Source organism: Hydrogenivirga sp. 128-5-R1-1 (assembly GCF_000171895.1).
In genome coordinates this window covers 1-1,603 of the sequence record NZ_ABHJ01000297.1, presented here as the reverse complement: position 1 = coordinate 1,603, position 1,603 = coordinate 1, and the positions used below count along the sequence as shown (strand labels likewise).

Annotated in this window: 1 protein-coding gene and 1 pseudogene; both read right to left on the bottom strand. The window is 37.6% G+C overall.

The window, feature by feature from the left end:
- Positions 1-1,337: molybdopterin-dependent oxidoreductase (locus HG1285_RS02260; RefSeq protein WP_008289172.1), on the bottom strand; the 1,337-nt coding region annotated here is incomplete at its 3' end.
- Between the two features lie 10 nt (positions 1,338-1,347).
- Positions 1,348-1,603, bottom strand: a pseudogene (locus tag HG1285_RS19960) (MFS transporter); the annotation flags it as partial.

Here is a 1,603-nt window from a genome sequence, read left to right as displayed (position 1 = left end):
CCTTCTTTTTCTCCCCATTGGGAAGCCGGTAAAACCAGATTTGCATAATCAACAGAGTCAGTTAAATATGCATCCTGAACAATTACAAATGTATTTCTTAAAGCTCTCCAGAACTTATTCAGATTTGGCATTGTAACAGCGGGGTTTGTGCAGACAATCCACAGGAGTTTTATATCTCCGTTTATCATACTGTCCATAGCTTCCACTATTGTTATTCCTGGCTTATCTTTTATGCTGCCTTCTGGTAAACCCCAGAATTTTTCCATAAATGCTTTGTCTTCTGGATTCCTAACATCTCTGTATCCGGGAAGACCATTTACCAGATAACCGACTTCCCTGCCGCCCATTGCGTTTGGCTGACCTGTAAGGGAAAAAGGGCAACCTTTTTCATTTATTCTTCCAGTTGCAAGATGAACATTTATTAATGCCAGATTTTTCATTGTTCCATTAGAGGACTGATTAAATCCCATTGTCCAGAAAGAAATAACCTTTTTACTAAAGGCATATATTTCTGCCAGTTTATAAATCAGGCTTGGTTTTATTTCACATATCTTGGCAGCTATTTCCGGTGGATACTTTTCTGCTTCTTTTATAGCCTGTGAAAATCCCTCTGTATGCTTGCCAATAAACTCATAATCAAGCCAGCCTTTTTTATTCAAAAGATAAAGAATACTGTTAAACAGAACTGTGTCAGTTCCTGGCTTAATATCAATCCATATATCAGCTTTTTCTGCTGTTGCAGTATAAACAGGGTCAATAACTATAATTTTTGCTTCTGGATATTCTTTTCTTCTGTTTAAAACCCTTTTGAATAGAACCGGATGAGTCCATGCTGCATTTGAACCGGCAAACACAAAAGCATCCGCATCATCTATATCCTCATAGCTTCCAGGAGGGCCATCTGAGCCAAAGGCCATTTTATATCCCATAACTGCAGAAGCCATACAAAGCCTTGAATTTGCATCTATATTGTTTGTGCCTATGAATCCTTTTACAAATTTGTTTATTACATAACTATCTTCTGTTGTTAACTGTCCGGAGATGTAAAAATAATTTTCGTCAGGCTGATTTTCCTTTAGCTTTTGCGCAATTATTTTTATTGCTTCTTCCCATGTTATTTCCCTGAATTTGTCCCTTTTATTTTCCCTGTATAAAGGTGCAGGGACACGGCCAATATCCATTACTTTTGGAAGTGGAATTGGTTTAAGACATAAATCTCCTTTTGTGGCAGGGTGCTCTTTATCTCCTTTTATTTTTATCCTGCCTTTTTTATCCTCAAATATCTCAAGCCCACAGCCTACTCCACAGTATGGACATTGAGCCGTTATTTTCTCCATAAGTGCCTCTTTAATCTTCAATAGGTTTGTTTATTTTTTTACCATAGGATTTCCATAACATAATAGAAATTATAATTGCAATTAATGCCAAAATAACGTATACAATAAAACCTTTAGAGTAACCAATAACTCCGTAATTTTGGACAAATATCCCAAGTATTGGAGGAACTACAAATCCACCGAAAGCCCCAAGTCCACCCACCCATCCGGCAGCTCCACCTGTAGCATGGGGAACATATTTGGGAACCAGTTTAAATACTGCGCCG